The 21,327-nt window shown below is 54.1% G+C and carries 20 protein-coding genes; 17 read left to right on the forward strand and 3 right to left on the reverse strand.

Annotation, left to right across the window (positions count from 1 at the left end; translation table 11 throughout):
* The first annotated feature begins 14 nt into the window (after nucleotides 1-14).
* The 7 genes from HV213_RS08155 (at nucleotide 15) to HV213_RS08185 (ending at nucleotide 10,189) form a co-directional block, all read left to right on the forward strand.
* Nucleotides 15-3,296, forward strand: a complete 3,282-nt coding sequence (locus HV213_RS08155) for a DUF5107 domain-containing protein (RefSeq protein WP_181485315.1) — start codon at nucleotides 15-17, stop codon at nucleotides 3,294-3,296.
* Nucleotides 3,297-3,436: 140 nt separating this feature from the next.
* Entirely contained in the window at nucleotides 3,437-4,420 is a 984-nt protein-coding gene (locus tag HV213_RS08160) for a substrate-binding domain-containing protein (protein WP_181485316.1), read from the forward strand.
* Between the two features lie 33 nt (nucleotides 4,421-4,453).
* The gene (locus HV213_RS08165; protein ID WP_181485317.1) at nucleotides 4,454-5,968 is read left to right on the forward strand and encodes a sugar ABC transporter ATP-binding protein; all 1,515 of its coding nucleotides are present in this window, start codon (nucleotides 4,454-4,456) and stop codon (nucleotides 5,966-5,968) included.
* 27 nt (nucleotides 5,969-5,995) lie between these two features.
* Nucleotides 5,996-6,994 (forward strand): ABC transporter permease, encoded by a 999-nt coding sequence (locus tag HV213_RS08170; RefSeq protein ID WP_181485318.1) that lies wholly within the window; start codon nucleotides 5,996-5,998, stop codon nucleotides 6,992-6,994.
* Between the two features lie 17 nt (nucleotides 6,995-7,011).
* Nucleotides 7,012-8,073, forward strand: coding sequence for a zinc-dependent alcohol dehydrogenase family protein (locus tag HV213_RS08175; RefSeq protein WP_181485319.1), 1,062 nt, complete (start codon nucleotides 7,012-7,014; stop codon nucleotides 8,071-8,073).
* 9 nt (nucleotides 8,074-8,082) lie between these two features.
* A complete protein-coding gene (locus tag HV213_RS08180; protein WP_181485320.1) occupies nucleotides 8,083-8,964 on the forward strand; it encodes an aldose 1-epimerase in 882 nt (293 codons plus the stop codon).
* 91 nt (nucleotides 8,965-9,055) lie between these two features.
* Nucleotides 9,056-10,189: a 3-phenylpropionate MFS transporter gene (locus HV213_RS08185; protein WP_181485321.1), complete on the forward strand. Its 1,134-nt coding sequence runs from the start codon at nucleotides 9,056-9,058 to the stop codon at nucleotides 10,187-10,189.
* Here the strand turns inward: HV213_RS08185 and csiE are convergent.
* Entirely contained in the window at nucleotides 10,186-11,463 is a 1,278-nt protein-coding gene (gene csiE, locus HV213_RS08190) for a stationary phase inducible protein CsiE (protein ID WP_181485322.1), read from the reverse strand. The genes HV213_RS08185 and csiE overlap by 4 nt on opposite strands.
* A gap of 124 nt (nucleotides 11,464-11,587) precedes the next feature.
* Between csiE and HV213_RS08195 the strand changes: the two genes are divergently transcribed.
* The 4 genes from HV213_RS08195 to HV213_RS08210 all read left to right on the forward strand — a co-directional run bounded on the left by HV213_RS08195 (nucleotide 11,588) and on the right by HV213_RS08210 (nucleotide 14,979).
* Nucleotides 11,588-12,226 carry a DUF1007 family protein gene (locus HV213_RS08195; RefSeq protein ID WP_181485323.1) on the forward strand — a complete coding sequence of 213 codons (639 nt, stop codon included), beginning with the start codon at nucleotides 11,588-11,590 and terminating at the stop codon, nucleotides 12,224-12,226.
* The gene (locus HV213_RS08200; protein WP_181485324.1) at nucleotides 12,217-13,197 is read left to right on the forward strand and encodes a nickel/cobalt transporter; all 981 of its coding nucleotides are present in this window, start codon (nucleotides 12,217-12,219) and stop codon (nucleotides 13,195-13,197) included. Before HV213_RS08195 ends, HV213_RS08200 begins: the two co-directional genes overlap by 10 nt.
* A 105-nt stretch (nucleotides 13,198-13,302) precedes the next feature.
* Complete coding sequence (locus tag HV213_RS08205; protein WP_181485325.1) at nucleotides 13,303-14,136, forward strand: hypothetical protein; 834 nt, start codon at nucleotides 13,303-13,305, stop codon at nucleotides 14,134-14,136.
* 15 nt (nucleotides 14,137-14,151) lie between these two features.
* A complete protein-coding gene (locus HV213_RS08210) occupies nucleotides 14,152-14,979 on the forward strand; it encodes a hypothetical protein (protein ID WP_181485326.1) in 828 nt (275 codons plus the stop codon).
* 182 nt (nucleotides 14,980-15,161) lie between these two features.
* Here HV213_RS08210 and HV213_RS08215 read toward each other — a convergent pair whose 3' ends face one another.
* Together HV213_RS08215 and suhB are read right to left on the reverse strand one after the other, a co-directional pair.
* On the reverse strand, nucleotides 15,162-16,049 hold the full coding sequence (locus HV213_RS08215; RefSeq protein ID WP_181485327.1) for an alpha/beta hydrolase: 888 nt from the start codon (nucleotides 16,047-16,049) through the stop codon (nucleotides 15,162-15,164).
* A 176-nt stretch (nucleotides 16,050-16,225) separates the two neighbouring features.
* On the reverse strand, nucleotides 16,226-17,029 hold the full coding sequence (gene suhB, locus HV213_RS08220) for an inositol-1-monophosphatase (RefSeq protein WP_110272088.1): 804 nt from the start codon (nucleotides 17,027-17,029) through the stop codon (nucleotides 16,226-16,228).
* A gap of 120 nt (nucleotides 17,030-17,149) precedes the next feature.
* Here suhB and trmJ point away from each other — a divergent pair, with 120 nt between their 5' ends.
* The 6 genes from trmJ (at nucleotide 17,150) to hscB (ending at nucleotide 21,321) form a co-directional block, all read left to right on the forward strand.
* Nucleotides 17,150-17,887: a tRNA (cytosine(32)/uridine(32)-2'-O)-methyltransferase TrmJ gene (trmJ, locus tag HV213_RS08225; RefSeq protein WP_110272089.1), complete on the forward strand. Its 738-nt coding sequence runs from the start codon at nucleotides 17,150-17,152 to the stop codon at nucleotides 17,885-17,887.
* A 206-nt stretch (nucleotides 17,888-18,093) separates the two neighbouring features.
* Nucleotides 18,094-18,585 (forward strand): Fe-S cluster assembly transcriptional regulator IscR, encoded by a 492-nt coding sequence (iscR, locus tag HV213_RS08230; RefSeq protein ID WP_110272090.1) that lies wholly within the window; start codon nucleotides 18,094-18,096, stop codon nucleotides 18,583-18,585.
* A 178-nt stretch (nucleotides 18,586-18,763) separates the two neighbouring features.
* Nucleotides 18,764-19,978: a cysteine desulfurase gene (iscS, locus tag HV213_RS08235; protein ID WP_181485329.1), complete on the forward strand. Its 1,215-nt coding sequence runs from the start codon at nucleotides 18,764-18,766 to the stop codon at nucleotides 19,976-19,978.
* A gap of 26 nt (nucleotides 19,979-20,004) precedes the next feature.
* Nucleotides 20,005-20,391 (forward strand): Fe-S cluster assembly scaffold IscU, encoded by a 387-nt coding sequence (iscU, locus tag HV213_RS08240; RefSeq protein WP_005120408.1) that lies wholly within the window; start codon nucleotides 20,005-20,007, stop codon nucleotides 20,389-20,391.
* Nucleotides 20,392-20,406: 15 nt separating this feature from the next.
* Complete coding sequence (gene iscA, locus HV213_RS08245) at nucleotides 20,407-20,730, forward strand: iron-sulfur cluster assembly protein IscA (protein ID WP_110272092.1); 324 nt, start codon at nucleotides 20,407-20,409, stop codon at nucleotides 20,728-20,730.
* Between the two features lie 75 nt (nucleotides 20,731-20,805).
* On the forward strand, nucleotides 20,806-21,321 hold the full coding sequence (gene hscB / locus HV213_RS08250; protein ID WP_181485330.1) for a co-chaperone HscB: 516 nt from the start codon (nucleotides 20,806-20,808) through the stop codon (nucleotides 21,319-21,321).
* Nucleotides 21,322-21,327: the final 6 nt, after the last annotated feature.

Here is a 21,327-nt window from a genome sequence, read left to right on the forward strand (position 1 = left end):
ACTTTGAGGGCATTATGAGTTCAGTAAACGTTTGGCAGGAAACGGTACAGATTCCAACCTATGAAACGGGGGCGCAGGATACTCACCCCATGTTTCTGGAGAATCGGGTTTATCAAGGGTCTTCCGGGGCAGTGTATCCCTATGGTGTGACGGATACGCTGAGCGAGGATAAAACGCTGAAGGCCTGGCAGGCCGTATGGCTGGAAAACGACTATATCAAGGTCATGATTCTGCCCCAGTTAGGGGGGCGCGTACATCGTGCCTGGGATAAGGTCAGACAGCGCGATTTCGTTTATCACAATGATGTCATCAAACCTGCTCTGGTGGGACTGCTTGGCCCATGGATCTCAGGGGGAATAGAGTTCAACTGGCCGCAGCACCATCGTCCGACGACCTATATGCCGGTGGACTTTACCATTAGCGAAAATGATGATGGTTCAAAAACCGTTTGGGTTGGCGAGACAGAGCCGATGCATGGGCTGCAGGTAATGACCGGATTTACGCTGCGCCCGGAGCGTGCGGCGCTGGAAATTGGCAGCCGGGTCTACAACAACAATGCTACCCCGCGCCATTTCTTATGGTGGGCGAATCCGGCGGTGAAAGGCGGCGACGGGCATCAAAGCGTATTCCCGCCGGATGTGACTGCGGTATTTGATCACGGCAAACGTGCGGTTTCAGCCTTCCCGATCGCCACTGGCACTTATTACAAGGTGGACTACTCGGCTGGCGTCGATATCTCACGCTATAAGAACGTCCCGGTCCCGACCTCCTACATGGCTGAAAAATCAGAGTACGATTTTGTCGGCGCCTGGTGCCATGATGAAAATGGCGGGCTACTGCACGTCGCGGATCATCACATTGCGCCGGGGAAAAAGCAGTGGAGCTGGGGCTATAGCGAATTCGGCCAGGCATGGGATAAAAATCTGACCGATGAGAACGGGCCTTATATCGAACTGATGACCGGTATTTTTGCCGACAACCAGCCTGACTTTACCTGGCTCGATCCGTTTGAAGAAAAACGCTTCGAGCAATATTTCCTGCCTTACCATTCACTGGGCATGGTGCAGAACGCTTCACGTGATGCGGTGATTAAGCTGCAACGCGAAGACGGCGGCATAGCATGGGGCGTCTATGCCATTTCTCCTCTTACCGCACATCGTATTACCCTTCGTGAAGAGGGCAATCCGCATCCGCTGCTGGATGAAATGATTGAGCTGACGCCATGCGCCGCCGTTCAGGGCGCGCTAGCCGGTATCGATCCTGCTCGCCTGACGATGGAATTGCTCGATAGTTATGGCAAGTGCGTTTTGCGTTATCAGGAGCATCAACCGCAGGAATTACCGTTGCCAGAAGTGGCGATAACGCCGTTAAGCGCGGGCGAGATAAACAGCGTCGATGAGGCGTGGTTTATTGGTCAGCACCTGGAGCAGTATCACCACGCCAGCCGTTCACCTTTCGACTATTACCTTCGCGGCATTGAACTGGATCCACAGGATTACCGCTGCAACCTGGCGCTGGCGATGCTGGAATATAATCGCGCAGACTACCCACGAACTATCGATTATGCGACTCGGGCGCTGACGCGTGCCCATCAATTGAATAAAAACCCCCAGTGCGGCCAGGCCAGCATGATCCGCGCCAGTGCCAGAGAGCGTCTACAGCAATGGCACGATGCACAAGAGGATTTTTGGCGTGCGGTGTGGAGCGGCAACAGCAAAGCGGGTGGATATTATGGGCTTGCCAGGCTGGCTACGCGAAACGAGCGTTATGACGATGCGTTGAGTTTCTGTCGGCAAAGCCTGCTGGCGTGCCCGACTAACCAGGACGTGCTGTCTCTGGAAACCTTGTTACTGCATCTCACTGGGCGTCGCCGCGAGGCACAGCAGCACGTCGAGGAACTGCTGCGCGATTATCCTCTGAATCCCACGCTCTGGTGGATAAAGGCGACGCTATCAGAAGCGGAGCCGGATTACGCGCAATGGGTTGGCGTCTGCCAGTCGCGGGATATTAACGCCCTGCAAACTGCCGGATTATTGCTGAGCTGGGGAATGGCCAACCGGGCGAAGGCCGTGCTGGCCAGGCTTAACTGTCTGAAAACGTTGCCGCTCTATTTACAAGCCAGCCTGAGCGAGGGGAATGAGCGCACTGCGCTGATAAATCGCGCTCGCGAGGTATTTCCTGACTTTGTGCGTTTCCCCAATTTGCTGGTGGAAGTGGCGGCGCTGGAGAATATCACCGAGTGCTATTTTGCTCAGCACCTGCTCGCCTGCTTCCACTATAGTCGCCGTAACTATGAGAAAGCGACTCGTCTATGGCATCGCTGCGTTGAAATGGCTCCTGATTTTGCCGATGCATGGCGAGGGCTGGCAATTCATGCATGGAATAAGCAAGGTAATACTGATCTAGCGGCAACGTATCTGGATAAAGCCTGCGCTCAGCAGTCGGAAGATGCGCGTTTGCTCTTTGAACGCGATCTGCTGGATAAGTTGACCGCGACGGAGCCGGAAAAACGTCTTTCCCGGCTAGAAGCCCATCTCGCGACGGCGTTGAAGCGTGACGATTTAACTGCGGAGTTGCTGCATCTTTGGCATCTTACCGGGAAAACTGAGCAGGCGGCCAGCGTGCTCTCCTCGCGTAAATTTCACCCCTGGGAAGGCGGTGAAGGAAAAGTAACCAGCCAGTTTGTTATCAACCAACTATTGCGTGCCTGGCAGCATATCCACCAGCAGCAACCGCAGCAGGCAGAAGCGCTGCTGTTATCGGCACTGCACTATCCGGATAACCTTAGCGAAGGGCGGCTACCGGGACAGACCGATAACGATATCTGGTTTTGGCTGGGAGTCTGCGCCAGACAGCAGGGGATGGAAGAGCGTGCTGTCGAATGTTTCCACAAGGCGGCGTTGGGCGACCGGACGATCAATATTCATAGCTATTACAACGATCAGCCGGTGGACTATCTCTTCTGGCAAGGCGTAGCTCTGCGGGTGCTCGGCGATCGCCTGGCCAGTGAAAAGCTTTTCACTGAAATGTTGCAGTGGGTTCAGCATATGGAAACTGCGCAAATCGAGGCCGATTTCTTCGCGGTATCTCAGCCGGATCTGCTGGCGTTATATGCCGATATCCAAAAACAACATCAGGAGAAATGTTTGTTTGTGCGCACTCTGGCAACGGCAGGATTAGGGGGGGGAGCGCAATACGAACAGGCGCTTTCCGAACTAGAAATGCTGAATCCAGCCTGGGCAAAAGCAGCGTTGTTCCGAAAGGCAATGCCGTTTGTACTGCACCTCATTAACTAAAGAGTGTTTACTGTAATCTTTGAGCGGCCTGACCCGCCGCTTTTCCTGAGATGTTTAGAATATGTGAAATCGTTCGGCGGCATGCCCATCTGCCGCCGGAATTAAACAACAATAAATGCCTGACCCTACAGGAGGCACGTATGTCTAAAAACAAAGCAGTCTCATTTTTTTCATGTTTACTGTTAACGTTGTTGAGTATTTCATTCCCAGGTCTTAGCGCAGAAAAAGAGATCACCGTTGGGGCCATCTACCTTGATACGCAGGGCTATTATGCTGGCGTCCGGCAGGGGGTTCAGGATTCAGCAAAAAGCACCGAGTCGAAAATCCAACTGATTGAAACCAACGCCCAGGGCGATATCTCTAAAGAGAGTTCATTTATCGATACGCTGGTTGCGCGTAACGTAGACGCCATCATTCTTTCCGCTGTCTCAGAAAACGGCAGTAGCCGTGCGGTTCGTCGGGCCAGTGAAGCCGGTATTCCGGTGATTTGTTACAACACATGCATCAATGAGAAAGGCGTAGATAAATATGTCTCTGCCTATCTGGTCGGCGACCCGCTAGAGTTCGGCAAAAAACTTGGTGATGCCGCAGCCGATTATTTCATTGCCAATAAAATCAGCGCGCCGAAAATTGCGGTCATCAACTGTGAAGCATTTGAAGTATGCGTACAGCGGCGGAAAGGTTTTGAAGCGGCGCTGAAGGCTCGCGTTCCTGATATGCAAATCGTCGCGAATCAGGAAGGCACCGTTCTTGATAAAGCCATCTCAGTTGGCGAGAAATTGATTATCTCCACGTCTGACCTCGACGCCATTATGGGTGAGTCTGGCGGTGCGACGCTGGGGGCCGTCAAAGCGGTTCGTAATCAGGGTAAAGTGGGTAAGATCGCCGTGTTTGGCTCTGATATGACGACGGAGATCGCTCAGGAGCTGCAAAGCTATCAGGTGCTGAAAGCCGTCGTGGATATTTCCGGCAAGAAAATGGGCAATGCCGTTTTCGTGCAAACCATGAATGTCATTAACAAAACCCCGCCAGCCAACAAAATTATTCCAGTAGATATCGATACCTACGTTAAATCTGAAGACGGTAAGCAGTGGCTGGCTACGCACGTCGACGGTCTGCCTTGATAACCCCTATCAGTTAACTGAGGTAGAGATGTCATGACGGTAATAGAAAAAACGTCGACGCCGGTTGCGAAGATCGTCGGGGGGAATAAGCGTTACCCTGGGGTTGTGGCGCTGGATAACGTTGATTTTACGCTCTCAAAAGGTGAGGTTCGGGCGCTATTGGGAAAGAATGGCGCAGGAAAATCCACTTTAATCCGCATGTTGACCGGCAGTGAAAGCCCGGATAGCGGCGAAATTTGGTTGAACGGAACCCGGCTTGAGGGTAACGATGCAACGCTGACGCGGCGCGCGGCAGAGTTAGGGGTCAGAGCCGTATATCAGGAGCTGAGCCTGGTTGAAGGATTAACGGTTGCGGAGAATCTCTGCCTTGGCCAGTGGCCGCGCCGTAATGGCATGATTGACCAGGGCATCATGGCCCGCCAGGCCAGGGAAGCGTTGGCGGCGCTCGGTGTTGACGTCCCAGCGGATGCGCTGGTCGACACGCTTAGCCCGGCGCAAAAGCAGCTTGTTGAAATTGCTCGCGTGATGAAAGGTCAGCCGCAGGTCGTCATTCTTGATGAGCCGACCAGTTCGCTGGCGAATGCGGAGGTCGAGTTGGTGATCAATGCGGTGAAGAAAATGTCTGCGCTGGGCGTTGCCGTGGTTTATGTCAGTCATCGCATGGAGGAGATCCGCCGCATTGCTTCATGCGCCACGATTATGCGCGATGGTCAGGTTGCTGGCGATGTCACGCTGGAGAGTACGACAACGCAGGAAATCGTATCGCTGATGCTGGGAAGGGAGCATGTTGATCTTCCGCTGGTGAAGTCTAAGGAATCGCTGGCAACCCCGGTCCTACAGGTAGCCCAGTTGCGTCATCCGCCCAAGCTTCACAATATCAATTTTACATTGCACCGTGGTGAAGTGCTGGGTATTGCCGGACTGCTGGGCTCGGGCCGTAGTGAGTTACTCAAGGCTATCATCGGCTTAGAAACGTTTGCTGATGGAAAAATCACGCTGAATGGTGCCAACATTTCACATCCGCAATATACCGCGATGCTTAAGAGCGGCGTGGGCTATACCCCGGAAAACCGTAAGGAGGCGGGAATTATTCCGCTGCTGGGGGTGGATGAAAATACGGTGATGACCAATCGGCATAAAGTTAGCCAACGTGGCGTATTGAACTGGCAGCGGATTCAGGAGTTGACCGCGGCAGTCATGAGTCGCATGACAGTCAAAGCCGCAAATACCGAGACCGCAATCGGGACATTATCGGGCGGTAATCAGCAAAAAGTGGTGATTGGTCGCTGGGTTTACGCCGAAAGCGAAATTTTGTTGCTTGATGAGCCGACGCGCGGAGTCGATATCGAAGCCAAGCAGCAGATATACCGTATCGTGAGGGAACTGGCCGCCGAAGGTAAAAGCGTCATATTCATTTCCAGTGAAATAGAAGAGCTGCCTTTAGTCTGCGATCGTATTTTGCTGCTGCAAAACGGCGAGTTTACCCGCGAGCTTTTAGCCCCTGTAAATGTCGATGAATTAATGTCGGCAATTTTATCCACGCATTAGTCATTACGTTTACTGAGGAATTAAAAGATGTCTGCCTCATCATTAACGCTGCCGCAAGGCAAAAATGCCACACCCAAGCAGTTCATCAGCCGCCATATTAATGAAATTGGTCTGCTGGTGGTGATTGCTATCTTATATCTGGTCTTTTCTTTTAACGCACCGGGATTTATTTCTTTAAACAATCAAATGAACGTGCTGCGCGATGCTGCGACGATTGGTATTGCCGCATGGGCCATGACGCTCATTATTATCTCCGGCGAGATTGATGTCAGCGTCGGTCCAATGGTGGCGTTTATCTCTGTCTGCCTGGCCTTCCTGTTGCAGTTTCAGGTACCGCTTAGCATTGCCTGCCTGCTGGTGTTAATACTGGGCGCTGCATTGGGCACGCTCGCCGGGGTTTTGCGCGGCGTATTCAGCGTTCCTAGCTTTGTCGCGACGTTAGGTTTATGGAGCGCATTGCGTGGCATGGGATTGTTCATGACCAACGCGCTGCCGGTCCCCATCGATGAAAATGAAGTACTGGACTGGCTTGGTGGGCAGCTCTTTGGCATCCCAATATCGGCATTAATTATGCTGATTCTGTTTGTTCTCTTTGTTTTTATCAGTCGTAAGACCGCTTTTGGCCGCTCTGTTTTTGCCACTGGCGGCAATGCTACTGCAGCGCAACTTTGCGGGATTAACGTCAAGCGAGTGCGTATTTTGATTTTTACGCTTTCAGGCTTGCTGGCTGCAATTACCGGTATTCTCCTGGCGGCGCGGCTTGGCTCGGGTAATGCGGGTGCCGCAAACGGTCTGGAGTTTGACGTTATTGCCGCAGTGGTGGTCGGCGGAACCGCACTGTCCGGCGGGCGAGGTTCGCTATTCGGCACCTTATTAGGTGTACTGGTTATCACCCTTATTGGTAATGGATTAGTGCTTCTGGGAATTAACTCATTCTTCCAGCAGGTCGTTCGTGGATTAATTATTGTGGTGGCTGTCCTGGCAAATATATTGCTGACCCAACGCAATAGTAAACTTAAACATTAATTTGTATAGAGGGAATTATGAAAACAATGTTGGCTGCTTATTTACCAGGAAACTCAACCGTTGAACTTCGGGAAGTTCCTGTTCCCACGCCGGGGATTAACCAGGTCCTGATTAAAATGAAGTCTTCAGGAATTTGCGGTAGCGATGTCCATTATATTTATCATCAGCATCGCGGCACCGCTGCAGCACCGGACAAACCGCTGTATCAGGGGTTTATTAATGGCCATGAGCCTTGCGGGCAAATTGTTGAGACGGGCGCAGGGTGCCGCCACTTTAAAGCGGGTGACCGGGTGCTGGTTTACCATATTTCCGGCTGTGGTTTCTGCTCCAACTGTCGCCGTGGTTTTCCTATCTCCTGTACCGGAGAGGGCAAGGCGGCCTATGGTTGGCAGCGTGATGGTGGACACGCGGAGTATTTGTTGGCGGAAGAAAAAGACCTGATTCATCTGCCGGATGCGTTGAGCTATGAAGACGGCGCGTTTATTAGCTGCGGCGTGGGGACGGCGTACGAAGGTATTCTGCGCGGTGAAGTTTCCGGAAGCGACAACGTGCTGGTTGTCGGGTTAGGGCCTGTTGGCATGATGGCTATGATGCTGGCAAAAGGCCGCGGTGCGAAACGCGTTATTGGCGTCGATATGCTGCCGGATCGCCTGGCGACGGCAAAGCAGTTGGGTGTGATGGATAATGGTTTCCTGGCGACAACGGAGAACCTTCCGGCGCTGATTGCCGAACTGACTCACGGCGGGGCGGATGTGGCGCTGGATTGTTCCGGCAATGCGGCAGGTCGTTTGTTGGCATTGCAGTCTACAGCGGATTGGGGAAGGGTGGTTTATATCGGGGAAACCGGAAAAGTTGAGTTTGAAGTCAGCGCCGATCTGATGCACCACCAGCGACGCATTATCGGTTCCTGGGTGACCAGCCTGTTCCATATGGAAAAATGCGCCCGCGACCTGACCGACTGGAAGCTGTGGCCACATAGCGCCATTACCCATCGTTTTTCTCTTGATCAAGTGGGGGAGGCTTACGCGCTGATGGCGAGCGGTAAGTGTGGCAAAGTGGTCGTTAACTTTCCCGATTAAGGAGTCCTGATGACGCTTTATACGCTGGAAAATGAAGATCTACGGCTTCAGGTTGCGGATCAGGGCGGCGCGATTGAGGGGCTATGGTGGCAGCATCAGGGGAAAATTATCCCTGTGCTGCGCCCAGGCCTGAAGAGCGGAGTGGCGGTGGAGTCTTCATGCTTCCCGCTGGTACCGTTTGGTAATCGGGTGAGCGGTAATCGGTTTCAATCGCCAGCAGGAGAGCATCAGCTACAGCCCAACGTTGAATGGGACAGTCATTACCTTCATGGTGACGGCTGGCTGAATCTCTGGCGCTGCGTTGAGCAATCGCCCGCACAGCTTAAGTTAGAGTATGTCCACCGCCAGGGCATCTATCATTATACCGTGCAGCAGATCTTTACCTTAAGCGAAAGCGGGGTTGAGGTGGAGTTGGTCGTGACTAATGATGGCGATGCGTTGCCGTTTGGTCTCGGCTGGCACCCTTATTTTCCGCTGTCGCCGGAAACTCGGGTACAGGCGCATACCACCGGCTACTGGCTTGAGAGAGAAGGCTGGCTAACCGGGGAGTATCAGGAGCGTTTGCCGCAGGCGCTGGACTTCAATCAGTCCGCACCGTTACCTGAGCATTGGGTGAATAATGGCTTCTCCGGTTGGGATGGTGTAGCGACGATCCAACAGCCAGGGCTTGGCTATCAGCTCTCTATGACGACGGAGCCTCCTGCACCCTGTTATTTTGTTTTCGTTTCCGATCCGGCATTTGATAAGGGCTATGAGTTTGATTTCTTCTGTTTCGAGCCAATGAGCCATGCGCCGGACGATCATCATCGTCCGGCCTTTGGTCAGTTGACCATGCTGTCATGTGGTGAAAGCATACGGCAAAAAATGGTGCTGAAAATCCATTCTGTTTAAGCCTGACCTGCCCGGAGACGGGCAGGGATAACTTCATCTTGCACCCGCCCCGCTTTATCGCCAGACTGTCGCCTCCATTCGGGAGGAAATCATGGTCTTGCACTCCACGCGCTGGCTGGCGCTTAGTTATTTCACCTATTTTTTTAGCTACGGCATCTTCCTGCCATTCTGGAGCGTCTGGCTCTCCGGGCAGGGTCTGACGCCGGAAACGATCGGCATGCTGCTTGGCGCCGGACTGGTGGCGCGTTTTCTTGGCAGCTTGCTGATTGCGCCACGGGTCAGCGACCCCTCCCGGCTGATTTCGGCGCTGCGTATTCTGGCGCTGCTGACGCTTCTCTTCGCTATCGCCTTTTGGGCCGGAAACCGCGTGGCCTGGCTGATGGTGGTGATGGTCGGTTTTAACCTCTTTTTCTCACCGCTGGTGCCGCTGACCGACGCGCTGGCGAATACCTGGCAAAAACAGATAACGATGGACTACGGGCGCGTGCGCCTGTGGGGGTCGATAGCCTTTGTGATTGGCTCGGCGCTGACCGGTAAACTGGTCAGCCTGTATGACTCGCGGATGATTTTGGTGATGCTCAGCCTTGGTATCGCTTCAATGCTGCTCGGCATGCTGATTAAACCCTCGGTGCAGCCGCAGGGGGAATCCCGCCAGCAGGAGGCGGCAGGGCTGTCGGCCTGGCTCGCGCTGGTGCGGCAGAGCTGGCGCTTCCTCGCCTGCGTCTGTTTGTTGCAGGGGGCGCACGCCGCCTACTATGGCTTTAGCGCTATCTACTGGCAGGAGGCGGGGTATTCGGCCTCTGCCGTGGGCTATTTATGGTCGCTGGGCGTGGTGGCGGAAGTGGTGATTTTCGCGCTGAGCAAAAAAGTCTTCCGCCGCTTCAGCGCCCGCGATTTGCTGCTGCTTTCTGCGGTGTGCGGGCTGATCCGCTGGACGCTCATGGGCTGGACCACGGCGCTGCCGTGGCTTATTGTCGCGCAAATCCTGCATTGTGGGACCTTTACAGTGTGCCACCTGGCGGCGATGCGCTATATCGCCGCTCGTCAGGGTAGCGAGGTGATCCGTCTCCAGGCTGTGTACTCCGCCGTGGCGATGGGCGGCAGCATTGCGGTCATGACGGTATTTTCCGGTTTTCTCTATCAGCACCTACACCAGGGCGTCTTCTGGGTGATGGCGCTGGTGGCTTTACCGGCGCTGGTGCTGCGGCCAAAAGCAGTGTCTTAGCCTTCCAGCATTTTGCAAATCTGCTGCCGCTGGTGATCGCTGAACGTCTCTTCAGCATGAAACAGCGGTGGCGAAAACAGCGGCAGCGCCGTGGTATAGGGCGTGACGATAAGCGTTATCCCCTTCGGCGCGCCCTCCTTCTGAAAAGTCCTTACGCTCAAATATTTAATATTGAGCGGTAGCAGGGTCAGCTCGCGCAACTGTTGTTCTAGCGACTGCTCAAGGTCTGGATTATCATCGGTAAGCAGAACCACCTGCTTTTCCTGCAGATCGCTTTTTTGCATCAGCCATGCGCCGAAAATCACCGCGATTAATCCCACTTCCTCCGGGCTAAAACGTATCTGCCATCCGGCTTCAAAATCCTCCAATGCTGCCTGAGTTGTGCGCATTAATCGTGGATAAAGACGGCCGATCTCCTCCGGTAGCGCGTTATCGATACCGATAGCAAACACGCTGCGGTGCAATGCCTGAGAGAGGTGGATATAGAGCTGATCGCTCAGCCCCTGCTCGTCGCTAAACGGACGGCCCGCCAGGTTCTGGAAGCGATGAATTAATCCCGAGATCGCCAGATGCAGGCGACGGTCCTGCTGATGACCATCGCGGATCGGGTCGGGCGTTTTCAGCAGCATAAACAGCAGGGCCAGAAACAGCTGTTCCCCCGCATGCGGTGAGGCGGCAACCCGCCGCTGCCAGTGGCGGACAATCTCTTCGGCGAGAGAGAACTCGGCGGCGGTTTGCGCCCAGCGCTGCTGCTCAAGGGTAAAAGAGGGAGTCTGTCCGAGATGGTGTTGCAGCAGGCAATACTGTAAATAGAGACGCAGAAAATGCACATCGCGGCAATCAAACTGGCGGTTCATGGTCCGTGCGCAGCGGTTAACCAGCGCCTGAAGGTTGGTGTCGTCGTACAGCGTGCGTGCGATACCCTGCTGTTTAAGCTGCGTTTTTAATGCCGGGGTAAAATGATGGCTAATAAAATGCGGGCACATGCGCAGCCCGCGGCGTAAGCCTTGCAGCAGACACAGGCGTTGATCGAGCGCGGCACCTTCCATCCGATAGCTGCCGTCCGCCTGTGACGCAAGGGTCAAGCGGTGATAACGCTGAATTTCGCGTCCTGTCTCCGCGATGTCCTGCCTGGCGGTATCCTCATCAACCTGAGTGAGGCTACCCAGCCATTCGGGCGTTACGCTTTGCCCTGGCAGATAAAACATCAGGAGCACCTGGCTACGGCGCTGTGGACTGGAAAGCACAGATGGTGGTTCAATCACTGTCATCATCCGGTTAGTTCCAGTTAGGGTTTTCGTTAAGAGTAGTTAATGTATTTAGGGTGAGCAGGGCAGTCCCGCGTCTTTACATCAGGATTGCTGGCGAGGTTCACAGAATTTTTCACGTGAGGAACAGATGAAGAGAGTGAAACAATGCGTCAGCGCGGCGTTTTTCATGTTTTTATCGCTATCAGCGGCGGCGCATCCGCACAGTTTCATCAGTTTGCAAACGGAGGCGGTGGCGGAAAACGGTCTGCTCACCGGATTTAAAATGCGCTGGACGATGGATGAAATCACCTCCGCTGACCTGCTTTACGATGCCGATAATGCCAAGCCCGGTAGTGAAATCTGGAAAAAGCTGGCGGCGGAAGTGATGGCGAACGTGCTGGGTCAGCACTATTTTAGCGAGTTGTGGCATAACGGTCAGCGGGTCAAGTTTGATAATCGCCCGGACGGCTATGGGCTTGAGCGTAGCGGGCTTCAGGCGGTGCTTACCTTCACTCTGCCGTTGGCGAAGCCGCAGCCTCTGGCCGGGCAAACCTTCACCTTCTCGACATACGATCCCACTTATTATGTCGATATGTATTATGACAAAGATTCTGACTTCGCCCTGCCAGTTGCGATAAAGGCGACGTGCGTGGCGAATGTCATGACGCCGAAGCCCAATGAAAAAATGCTGTCCTACGCCCAGTCGCTGGATAAAGCGGATGCGCCGCCGGAAGATATGGAATTGGGGAACTACTTCGCGCAAAAGGTCACGCTGCAATGTCACTAATTTTCGCTAAAACCGGCCGCTCCTCGCGATGGCGTCAGCTGTGGCCGCTGGCGCTTTTTATCCTGCTGGCCGCAAGCGCGGGCTTCTGGCTATGGCGGGCCTGGCCTGAGGTGCTGCTGCAAAGCGCCGTCTGGCAGCGGGCGTTGAATCTCGAACTGAGCCGTCTGCTGCAGGCGGTGGCGGAGAACCCGTCAGCCGCGGGACTCTCGCTGCTGGGGTTTAGCTTTGCTTACGGTATTCTGCACGCGCTGGGGCCGGGGCACGGCAAGGTGGTAATTACCACCTGGCTGGCAACCCATCCCTCGAAGCTGAAATCGAGTATTGGCCTGACCCTGGCGGCTTCACTGTTGCAGGGGATGGTCGCTATCGCTCTGGTAGTGGTGGTGCTCACGTTGCTACAGCTTCCGGCAAGACAGCTGCATCAGAGTAGCTTCTGGCTGGAAAAGGGGAGCTACCTGCTGGTCGGTGCGTTGGGATTGCTGCTGTGCTGGCGGGCGCTGAAAAAGCTGCGGGCGCTGCTGCGACGGCCGAAATTTACCGTGTTTACCCCGCACCATGTACATGATGCTAACTGCGGCTGCGGGCATCAACATATGCCGGGGCCGGAGCAGATGCAAAGCGGCGACGACTGGCGCGCGCGGCTGGTGATTGTACTGTCGATGGGGATGCGACCCTGCTCAGGGGCGATTATGGTGCTGCTGTTCAGTAAGGTCATCGGCGTATTTAGCTGGGGGATGGCGGCGGCGCTGGCGATGGCTGCGGGAACCTCGCTGACGATTAGCGCTCTGGCGCTGCTGGTCCACGGTTTTCGTCAACTGGCGGTCAGGTTGAGCGCCAGGCAGGCTCCGGCGCTGTGGAGGCAGGTTGGCTGGGCAACGCTGGCGCTTGCTGGCGGCGTGATATTACTGGCGGCGGCGGTAGTGATGTGGAGCAGCGCGGTGCCGGTGGGGCGGGGGTTAAGGCCATTTTAATCGGCTTTACCGGGCTGAAATCTGAAACTATCGGTGGGTGATTGTTACCTATCCGCTGATGTTTTAGTTTTCAGCTTTGTAATCGGGTCGTGACAAGGAGTCATAATGACCGTTAACCATTCTGCTATTTCCATGCGTTTTCTTTGGCATTCCGCCGCGGCAGGGCTGCTGGTCGGTTTGACTATCATCTACTTTTGGCCTGAGTTAGCGAGCTGGTGGCCTGAAGATCTCCCGCGTATCTATTCGATTTCGTATCGTCTTATCGGGCTGGGACAAACGGGCATTGAAACCCTCCCACTGGCTGTTTACGGCAAGCTGCTCGTTGCCGGTTTTGTGTTGGCTTTTTTGCATCCAGGGCACAGTAAAATGCCGATTGTTGCCTGGATGCTGCATAACCAGCCGTCGGGCAGAGATTTTTTTGGCTGGATAGCGCGCAGTTGGATCCTGCAATGCGGTTTCTTGATCATTATTTTCTGGCGCATTGGATTTATGCGCGACTTGCCTACCGATACGCTGCTGCGTTTTGTCTCATTTTTCAATTACATCTGCTATTTCGCCACGCTGATGTTGGGACTGACGCTGGTTCGCGATGCCTGGCGGCTGGTGAAAACGCCGGAAATGTCGCTGAGCAACCTCCGGCTACCGCTTATTTTCGCGCTGGGATTTTATTTGCCATCTCAGGTTGTCTGGCTGTTGCTCAACGCAATTCATGATTACCACGCGCTGCTGGGATGGCTACTGTTTGCACCGGTGATGATTGGGATTTTGCTGGCCAGGCTGGCGACAGGCGGGATAGCCTGCATGATACGCCATTGGGTTGGTGAAGCGGGTTGTCAGAAATGGCGCGCGCATTTTGCCCTGTTTAACGGTGTGGTTTTACTGTGTATCGTTACGAATACATTCGTTCGTATCGGTTTATCGCATTTATGGAACGAATAACAACAAGGAAGGATAATGATGCCGATCGTAGAAAATAGTCGCGGGGATGGGAAAAGCTTCCCATGGTTCGCAGGGCTTGCAGGCCTGGCGGTTGGTTTGACGATGCTCTATTTCTGGCTGGCCTGGGCTCGTTGGTGGCCCGGCGGGTTATACCAGGAGATGTTGTCTTATGCGACGGTTGGGTGGCTTCAACTGGAAGATATTTCGCCCCTGATATATGCCAAATTAGTCCTGATAGGTTTTTTACTGGTGTTTCTGCATCCCGGTTACGGCAAACTGCCAATTGCCGCCTGGATGCTGCACAATCAACCGTCGGGCGGAACGTTTTTTAGCTGGATACTGCGCGCCTGGGGGCTAAAGTGCGGCATGCTGGTGCTTCTTTTCTGCAACCTGTTCTTTTTGCGCTATGTCCCTTCCAGCGCGCTGAATTTATATTCCACTTTTATATATTATGCCTCCATCCTGGCGTCCATTGCGGTGGGAGTGTTGTTAGTGCGCGATGCCTGGCGACTGGCGCAATCGCCTGACGCGCCATTAAGCAACCTGGGCCAGTCGGTTGTACTGACGCTGAGTTTTCAACTCACCTGGCCTGCTCAATTCACATTAATCAGCGCTCGTGATAGCGATCTTATGCCGGTGGGATGGTGTATTACCGCCGCGCTTATGGTCGGGGTTTTGCTGGCTATGTTGGTTACTGCCGGGCTGGCCTGGGGAGTGCGGGGGATGCTGGGCGACGAAACTTGCCGGGCCTGGCGCGGGCGGTTTGCGCTGTTTAACGGCGTCGTGATTTTATGTGCGGCTGGGTGGCTGGCATTTATCGCCGTGTCGCGGTTGCTGGAATAAATTCATGCAGCAGGCGCTCAGATTACTGACAAAGTGCGCGTCTCGTGAATTGCCCGGTGGACCGGGCCTGTGCGGTCCGCGTATGACATCAAGCCCGTAGGCCGGGTAAGGCGCTAGCCGCCACCCGGCAGAAATGCGGGCACAATGTTCAAAACAGGTTTGTCTTCAATCGCAGACGCCTTTTACTCTTTCTCCGGCTCCGACAGCGCGTTCTGAATAAAGCTCACCATCGCATCCCGGTAGCGCTCGCCGTGGCGTTCGGAGAAGGCATCAATATGTTCGCCATCCGGAATAAGGATTTCCTGCTTCGGCTGATCGGCTAACTGGTAGAGTTTTTCGCTGTGTTCCCAGGGAATAACGTGGTCCGCTTTACCATGAATAATCAGCACCGGAATAGGGCTGATAGAGGCGATATTACGATCTGCGCTATAGCTATCATTGAGCAAAAAACCGCTGCCGGGGATCATCTGATTGGCGATAGCCGTATAGGATGAAAAGGTTGAGTCGAGAATAACGGCGCGGATACCTGAGCGATCCGCTGTACGTTCGTTGACGCAATCCATGCAGGAGCCAATCGCGGCAAGGATGTTATTGCCTCCCAGGCTTTGCCCCAGCAGCACCAGACGTTGCGGGTTCACATCGCTGCGGTGGCGCACATAGTTGATGGCGCTTTTCGTATCGTCATATAAGCCCTGCTGCGAAGGCGTGCCTTGCGATTCACCAAATCCGCGATAGTCGAACATGAAAAGATTGTAATTGCGTTCCGGTAGCCAGCCGACTAACGGCCAGTGTGCCGACATATTTCCCGCGTTGCCATGGGCATGTATCACCGTAGCTACCGCGTTCTCTGCGGGGCCGGAGGTTGAGGGAATAAACCAGCCGTGCAGGCGGGTGCCATCTTTAGCGGTAAAAGTAACGGATTCGGCAGGCCAGGGATCCGGGCCATAGACTTTGTTATCCGGATAGTAAAAAGCATTGATGGCGACGCGAGGCAGCAGATAAACGCATACCACCGCAACACACAGGATGAAAAGGTACTTGGCGCCGCGCTTGCCGCCGGGAAAAGTCATGAGTGTTTCCTTACCGCTTCCCGCTAACAGCCGTGTGGGAAAGTCGCAGTTCAATCCTTAGATAAAGAGGAACGATGGTGTGAGAGGGCGGAGTGAAAGTAAAGCACTGGAGATGGGTTTCGGAAAATAGCCTGGGGAAAATCACGGGTAAGCGTGCGCCTACCCGTTGGGAGGAATTAACGCTTCAGCGCTTCGCTCAGCTGTTCGCGCATATTCGCCAGCATGGCTTTTACGACGCGCGGGTTGCCTGCAACGATGTTGCCGGACATCAGATAGTTATGGCCGCCGGTAAAGTCGCAAACGATCGCGCCTGCTTCACGAGCGATCAGCTCGCCTGCCGCGAAATCCCACGGTTTCAGCGCGATTTCAAAGTAGCCATCAACGCGCCCTGCGGCAACGTAGGCCAGATCCAGAGCAGCAGAACCGGTACGGCGGAAATCCGCGCATTCGGTAAACATGTTGCCGAGGATATTCATGTAAGAGGTCGCGTGTTGTTTTGCTTTGAACGGGAAGCCGGTGGCGATGATGGTGCCATCCAGGTCGCGAGCGCTGCTGCCGCGCAGACGGTAGCCGTTCAGCTGTGCGCCCTGACCGCGAGTCGCGGTAAACAGTTCGTTACGCATTGGATCGTAAACCACAGCCACTTCAGTACGGCCTTTAATGCGTACGGCGATGGATACGGAGAAGTGTGGCAGACGTTTTACGAAGTTGGTGGTGCCATCCAGTGGATCGATAACCCATTGAACATCCTTATCTTCACCCTCGTGTTCACCGCTTTCTTCGGTGATGATGGTGTGCTGCGGGTAAGATTTGCGAATGGTTTCGATAATAATCGCTTCAGCGGCTTTATCGACGTTAGTCACAAAATCATTGCTGCCTTTCTGGCTGGTTTCTACGGAGTCAGGGGTTTCGTAGTGTTTGGCAATTAAATTACCCGCCTTGCGCGCTGCGCGCACGGCGATGGTCAGCATCGGATGCATCGGTCTCTCTCACTGGATGTTAAAGAACGGGAAAAAACGGCGCATATAGTAACAGTGAAATCTGCCTATGTCTCCGTTTTATGATAGCATGCATGAATAATCTTTAGCCGAAGAACCATAATGCTGCAAAATATTCGAATCGTACTGGTAGAAACCTCACACACCGGCAATATGGGTTCCGTCGCCCGCGCAATGAAAACCATGGGGTTAACCAACCTCTGGCTGGTCAACCCGCTTGTTAAACCCGATTCCCAGGCCATCGCCCTGGCGGCCGGTGCCAGCGACGTGATCGGCAACGCAAACATCGTTGATACCCTTGATGAAGCGTTGGCGGGCTGTAGCCTGGTGGTCGGTACCAGCGCACGCTCTCGCACGCTGCCGTGGCCGATGCTCGACCCGCGTGAATGTGGCCTGAAAAGCGTCTCTGAAGCGCAGCATGCGCCAGTCGCGCTGGTATTTGGTCGCGAGCGCGTTGGCCTGACTAACGACGAGTTACAGAAATGCCACTACCACGTAGCGATTGCGGCGAACCCGGAATACAGCTCGCTTAACCTGGCGATGGCAGTGCAGGTTATCTCCTACGAAGTGCGTATGGCCTGGCTGGCGGCGCAGGAACAAGACGAGCCTGTCGTTGAGCACGAAGAGACCCCGTACCCGCTGGTGGATGATTTAGAGCGCTTCTACGGCCACCTCGAGCAGACGCTGCTGGCGACCGGTTTTATCCGCGCCAATCATCCGGGGCAGGTGATGAACAAGCTGCGTCGTTTGTTTACCCGTGCGCGCCCGGAAAGCCAGGAGCTAAACATCCTGCGCGGGATGCTGGCGTCGATTGAGCAGCAGCAAAAGAATAAAGAGTGATCTCCCTCCCTCTCCCTATGGGAGAGGGCCGGGGTGAGGGCATCAGGCCGCGCTGAGGTAAAACGGCACTGAAAGCCAAATACTTGACTAAAACAGTCAAGTAAATAGTTGACCAATTTACTCGGGAATGTCAGACTTGCCCTTGCTATGCAATACCCATATTAATAAAAAGCCCGGGCAGGGGCGAGTTTGAGGTTAAGTAAGACATGAGACTGACATCTAAAGGGCGTTATGCCGTGACCGCGATGCTTGACGTTGCGCTCAACTCTGAATCGGGTCCGGTTCCGTTGGCTGATATTTCAGAGCGTCAGGGAATTTCGCTCTCCTATCTGGAACAGTTGTTCTCTCGCCTGCGTAAAAACGGCCTGGTATCCAGCGTCCGTGGCCCAGGCGGCGGCTATCTGTTAGGCAAAGAAGCGGGTAGCATCGCGGTTGGCGAAGTTATCAGCGCAGTAGACGAATCCGTTGATGCCACCCGTTGTCAGGGTAAAGGCGGCTGCCAGGGTGGCGATAAGTGCCTCACTCACGCGCTGTGGCGCGATCTGAGCGAGCGGCTGACCAGTTTTCTGAATAACATCACGCTGGGCGAACTGGTGAATAACCAGGAAATCCTTGATGTTTCCGGTCGTCAGCATAGTCATGAATCCCAGCGTAATACCCGTGCTCAGGACGCTATCGACGTTAAACTGCGCGCGTAGTCCTCACTTCGTTTCATCTTGCGGCTAGCTGGGTGCAAGCTGAAACAGGCAGGGGAAAAGATTATAAAAAAGATTTTCGAATCAGGCCGGGATGTTTCGATATCCCGTCTACTCGGTCGTACATCCAACCGGTAGCCTGGTTCATTGCATTGAAGCGATGTACGGAGTTTATAGAGCAATGAAATTACCGATCTATCTCGATTACTCCGCAACCACGCCGGTGGACCCGCGTGTTGCCGAGAAAATGATGCAGTGTTTAACCCTGGACGGAAACTTTGGTAACCCGGCCTCCCGTTCACACCGTTTTGGCTGGCATGCTGAAGAGGCGGTAGATATCGCCCGTAATCAGATTGCCGATCTGGTCGGTGCTGACCCACGCGAAATCGTCTTCACCTCCGGTGCGACCGAGTCCGACAACCTGGCGATTAAAGGTGCAGCCAACTTTTATCAGAAAAAAGGCAAGCACGTCATCACCAGCAAAACCGAACACAAAGCCGTGCTGGACACCTGTCGTCAGCTCGAGCGCGAAGGGTTTGAAGTGACTTACCTTGCTCCGCAGCGTAACGGCATTATCGATCTGAAAGAACTCGAAGCGGCGATGCGTGATGACACCATTCTGGTCTCCATCATGCACGTTAACAACGAAATCGGCGTAGTGCAGGATATCGCGACCATCGGCGAACTGTGCCGTGCCCGCGGTATTATCTATCACGTTGACGCGACTCAGAGCGTGGGCAAACTGCCTATCGATCTGAGCCAGCTGAAAGTTGATCTGATGTCCTTCTCTGGTCACAAAATTTATGGTCCGAAAGGCATCGGCGCGCTGTACGTGCGTCGCAAACCGCGTATCCGTATCGAAGCTCAGATGCACGGCGGCGGTCATGAGCGCGGCATGCGTTCCGGTACTCTGCCTGTCCACCAGATCGTCGGTATGGGTGAAGCTTACCGTATCGCGAAAGAAGAGATGGAAACCGAGATGGCGCGTCTGCGCGGTCTGCGTAACCGTCTGTGGGAAGGCGTGAAAGATATGGAAGAGGTGTACCTCAACGGTGACCTCGAGCAGGGCGCGCCGAACATTCTCAACGTCAGCTTTAACTACGTTGAAGGCGAGTCGCTGATTATGGCGCTGAAAGACCTGGCGGTTTCCTCCGGTTCAGCCTGTACTTCCGCGAGCCTTGAGCCATCCTACGTGCTGCGAGCGCTGGGCATGACTGATGAGCTGGCGCACAGCTCCATTCGTTTCTCTTTAGGTCGTTTCACTACCGAAGAAGAGATTGACTACACCATCAAGCTGGTTCGTAACTCCATCGGCCGTCTGCGCGATCTTTCTCCGCTGTGGGAAATGTTCAAACAGGGCGTGGATATCAACAGCATTGAATGGTCACATCACTAATTCGGCACCAATAAGGAGAATTCATCATGGCTTACAGCGAAAAAGTAATCGATCATTACGAAAATCCACGTAACGTGGGTTCTTTCGACAACAGCGACGAAAGCGTCGGTAGTGGCATGGTCGGTGCACCGGCATGCGGCGACGTGATGAAGTTGCAGATTAAAGTCAACAATGAAGGTATCATTGAAGACGCGCGTTTCAAGACCTACGGCTGCGGTTCCGCCATTGCCTCCAGCTCCCTGGTCACCGAATGGGTGAAAGGGAAATCGCTGGATGAAGCACAGGCGATTAAAAATACCGATATTGCAGACGAACTTGAACTGCCACCGGTGAAAATTCACTGCTCTATCCTGGCGGAAGACGCGATTAAAGCCGCGATTGCGGATTACAAAAGCAAACGTGAAGCGAAATAATTAAGAGGTTATTGTATGTCGATTACTCTTAGCGACAGCGCAGCGTCGCGAGTTAATACCTTCCTGGCCAACCGTGGCAAAGGCTTTGGCCTGCGTTTAGGTGTTCGCACCTCGGGCTGTTCAGGCATGGCCTACGTGCTGGAATTTGTTGACGAGCCGGCGGCAGAAGACACCGTGTTTGAAGATAAAGGTGTCAAGGTAGTGATCGACGGCAAAAGCCTGCAGTTCCTTGACGGCACTCAGTTGGACTTCGTCAAAGAAGGTCTGAACGAAGGGTTTAAGTTCACCAACCCTAACGTGAAAGATGAGTGCGGCTGCGGCGAAAGCTTTAACGTATAATTGCAATGTAATCAAAACCCCGCTGCGGACGTCCGTAAGTGGGGTTTGCTTTATCTCGTTAACCCTGAGGTTGCTATGGACTATTTTACCCTCTTCGGGTTACCGGCCAGCTATACCCTTTCATTAGAACCCCTGGCTGCCCGGTATCAAGATTTACAGCGCCAGTACCACCCCGATAAATTCGCCAACGGCAGCGCAGCTGAACAGCTTGCCGCGGTGCAGCAATCTGCGACTATCAATCAGGCATGGCAAACCCTTCGCCATCCGTTGACCCGCGCCGAATATCTCCTTTCGCTTCACGGTTTTGATCTCGCCAGCGAGCAGCACACCGTGCGTGATACCGCGTTCCTGATGGAACAACTGGAACTTCGCGAAGAGCTCGATGAGATAGGCAAGGCGCAAGATGAAGCGCGTCTGGAAAGTTTTATCAAGCGGGTAAAAGCGCTATTTGATACCCGCCATCAGCTGATGGTTGAACAACTGAATAACGAGGCGTGGGATGCGGCAGCGGATACTGTACGCAAGCTGCGTTTTCTCGATAAACTGCGAAGCAGTGCGGAACAACTCGAAGAAAAACTGCTCGATTTTTAATTTTCG

The sequence above is a fragment of the Klebsiella sp. RHBSTW-00484 genome, from assembly GCF_013705725.1.
In the GTDB taxonomy this organism is placed as follows: domain Bacteria; phylum Pseudomonadota; class Gammaproteobacteria; order Enterobacterales; family Enterobacteriaceae; genus Klebsiella.